Source organism: Streptomyces sp. LS1784, assembly GCF_020103755.1.
GTDB lineage: Bacteria > Actinomycetota > Actinomycetes > Streptomycetales > Streptomycetaceae > Kitasatospora.
The window spans coordinates 1-2,881 of the sequence record NZ_JAHSQD010000795.1 but is presented as its reverse complement, the minus strand read 5'-3'; the positions used below and the strand labels follow the sequence as shown (position 1 = coordinate 2,881).

Below are 2,881 nucleotides of genomic sequence, written 5' to 3'. Positions count from 1 at the left end.
GGCCGGGCCGGGGCCGCCGCCGTCGCGGTCAAGCTGGACGGCCCCGGCCAGGCCGACGCACTGCGCGAGGCCGCCACCGACGCGGGCGTCGCCCTGCTCTCGGTACGCCGCGAGACCCGCTGGGAACACCTCGACTCGCTGGCCCGCGCGATCATCGCCGGCCCGGACGCCCCGGACGCCCCCGGCTCCCCCGAGCCCAACGCGGGCGACCTCTTCTCCCTGGCCCAGACCGTCGCCGTGCTGACCAACGGCATCGTCTCGATCGAGGACACCTCCAGCCGGGTACTGGCCTACTCCCGCTCCTCCGACTCCGACGAAGTCGACGACCTGCGCCGGCTGTCCATCCTCGGCTGGCAGGGCCCGGAGCCGTACCTGTCCAAGCTCCGCGAGTGGGGCATCTTCCAGCACCTGCGCAGCTCGGACACCCCGATCGCGGTCGAACCGCACCCCGAACTGGGCCTGCGCCGCCGCCTGGCGGTCGGCATCCGGGCCGGGGCGCAGCCGCTCGGCACCATCTGGGTGCAGGAGGGCTCCCAGCCGCTGGCCCCGCTGGCCGAACAGGCCCTGGTCGGCGCCGCCCGGGTCGCGGCCGCCCAGCTGGTGCGCCGCCGCCGGGAGCTGTCCGCCGACGTCCGGCTCACCCAGACCCTGCTCACCGGTCTGCTGGAGGGCTCCACCGGCCCGCAGTCGCTCGCCACCCACCTCGGCCTGGACCTGCGCCGCCCGGCCACCGTGCTCGCCTACAGCGCGCACACCACCGACGCACTGCACCGCTCCGACGTCACCGGCCTGATCTCGGTGCACACCGCCGCCCGGCACCGCACCGCGCTGCTCGCCCCGATCGAGTCCCGGGTGTACGTACTGCTGCCCGAGCTTCCGCCCGGCCTGCCGATGACCACCGTGCGCGACTGGGCCTCCGAGGTGGTGACGGCCGCCCGCGAGCACCTGGGCGTCCCGCTGCGCGCCGCGATCGGCTCGACCGTCGACGGCCTGGCCCAGGTCCCCGACTCCCGCGCGCAGGCGGACCGCATCCTGGACGCGATGGGCCGCGGCGGGGTGGACCTCGACGTCGCCGCGCTGATCGACGTCCAGGCGGAGGTGCTGGTCAGCGAGATGCTCGCGCTGCTCCAGGAGCGCACCGGCCTGCGCGACCCGCGGCTGACCGCGCTCACCGAGTACGACCGCCGGCACGGCACCCGGCTCGCCGAGTCCGTGCTGGCCTGGCTGGACGCGCTCGGCGAGGTCCGGGTGGCCGCGGACGCCCTGCACATCCACCCCAACACCCTGCGCTACCGGGTGCGCCGCGCCGAGCAGTTGACCGGCATCGACCTCGCCCAGCCGCAGCAGCGCCTGCTGGCGATGCTGCAACTGCGACTGCCCGCGGACGAGTAGTCCGCGGGCAGTCACTGGTCACGCCTGATCGGTCACGGCTGATCGGTCATGCCTGAGCATTCGAACCCGACCATCCGCATCCGGCCGTTCAGGCCTGACCGGTCGTCACGCGCCGTAGCCCTGGCCGCGCTTGTGCTCGTTCAGCCGGCGCCACGGGCCGCTGATGGCCAGCTGGATGCCCGGGGTCTGGATGTTGGCGAACAGGGTCTTGCCGTCGTCCGAGAAGGTCACCCCGGTGAACTCGCTGAACTCGGGCTTCTCGGCGGTGCCGATGTTCAGCTCGTTGCGGGCGATCGGGAAGACCAGGCCGTCCTCGGTGGCGCCGAACAGGTGCGAGATGCCCTCGCCGTCCTCGGCGATCACGATGCCGCCGTACGGCGAGACGGTGATGTTGTCCGGGCCGTCGAAGTTGTCGTGGTCGCCCCAGGCGTCGTTGTTGACGCCCAGCAGTACCTTCAGGGTGATGGTGCGGCGGTTCGGGTTGTAGAACCAGACCTGGCCGTCGTGCTGGAGCGGGCTCTCCGAACGGGCGTAGCTGGAGACGAAGTAGAAGCCGCCGTCACCCCACCACATGCCCTCCAGCTTGCGGGCGCGGGTGACCTCGCCGTCCTTGAACTGCTTGCGCACCGAGACGGTCCTGGCGTCGCGGTCCTGGACCTTGACCCAGTCCACGCCGTAGGTGGTGCCGACCTTGGTGGCGCGGGACAGGTCGTCGATGAACTTGCCCTGCGCGTCGAAGACCTTGAAGGCCTCCAGCACACCGGCGTCGGCGGCGAGCTCGCGCAGCTTGTAGCGGCCGTGCTTGAAGCCGGCCGGCGGGGTCCAGCGGAACAGCAGGCCGTTCGGGTTCGAGGCGTCCTCGGTCAGGTAGACGTGGCCGCGCTTCGGGTCCACCACGACGGCCTCGTGCGCGTAGCGGCCGAAGGCCTTGATCGGCTGCGGGTCGCGGTTGTAGTCGTCGTCGAACGGGTCGACCTCGAAGACGTAGCCGTGGTCCTTGGTGAAGCCGTTCTTGCCGGCCTTGTCCTCGGTCTCCTCACCGGACAGCCAGGTGCCCCACGGAGTCACGCCGCCGGCGCAGTTGGTGGCGGTGCCGGCGATGCCGACCCACTGCTCGACCGAGCCGTCCCGCTTGGCGTGCACGATGGTGCAGCCGCCGGCCGCACCCGGGTCGTAGACGTGGCCCTCGGTCAGCGGCACCGGGTGCGGCCAGTTGGCGCGGGCGCCGGCCAGCTCGTGGTTGACGACCATCAGGTTGCCGCCGCGCTCGTCCTCGAAGGCGGAGGTGCCGTCGTGGTTGCTCGGGGTGAACTCGCCGGTGCGCAGCTTGGTGACGCCGGCCCGGTTGAGGACCTTGTACGAGAAGCCCTTCGGCAGGGACAGCAGACCGGCCGGGTCCTGGACCAGCGGGCCGTAGCCGATGGCGGTGCCGGCGGCCGAGTTGGTCCCGGTGGCCGCGGCCACCGGGGCCTCGCCGCCGACCGGGGCG

General features: G+C 72.6%; 2 protein-coding genes. One reads left to right on the top strand and one right to left on the bottom strand.

The features are described 5' to 3' along the window. The coding region (locus KS423_RS42520; protein WP_224285053.1) for a CdaR family transcriptional regulator at window positions 1-1,392 on the top strand (1,392 nt) is incomplete at its 5' end. 105 nt (window positions 1,393-1,497) lie between these two features. Here the strand turns inward: KS423_RS42520 and KS423_RS42515 are convergent. Beyond that, window positions 1,498-2,881 (bottom strand): alkaline phosphatase PhoX (locus KS423_RS42515; protein ID WP_224285052.1); only part of this gene is annotated, 1,384 nt, incomplete at its 5' end.